Source organism: Mycobacterium sp. DHQP2018-32-09, from assembly GCF_058148405.1.
In genome coordinates this window covers 1-391 of record NZ_JBYVYK010000200.1, presented here as the reverse complement: position 1 = coordinate 391, position 391 = coordinate 1, and the positions used below count along the sequence as shown (strand labels likewise).

Genomic DNA, 391 nt, shown 5'->3' with positions numbered 1-391 from the left:
CCGGTGCGACCTCCGTCCCGACCTGGAACTACCTCACCGTCCACGCGTCCGGGGAGCTGGTCGTCCACCCCGAGCCCGACTGGTGCGCGGAGTCCGTCCGCCGGCTCAGCGCGGCCCGGGGCGACCACACCGTCGGCCGCCTCCCGCAGGCCGAGGTCGACCGGCTGCTGCGGTCGGTGATCGGGATCGAGCTGCGGATCACCCGGCTGGCCGGCAAGGCGAAGATGAGCCAGAACAAGCCGCCAGAGGTCATCGGCCAGGTCATCGACGGCCTGGAGCGGACGGGCGGCGACGCGACGGCGGACTGGATGCGGGAGAACTCACTGCCCCGAGCCCAGGCCAAGGCCGACCTGCTGGCCGGCATCCGCCAGCGCCACACGCAGCTCCCTGA

At 73.1% G+C, this 391-nt stretch carries 1 protein-coding gene; it reads left to right on the top strand.

Annotated features, from left to right (window positions below; translation table 11 throughout):
• A partial coding sequence (locus tag AC30CM_RS27345; RefSeq protein WP_490120029.1) for an FMN-binding negative transcriptional regulator occupies positions 1-391 on the top strand: 391 nt, incomplete at both ends.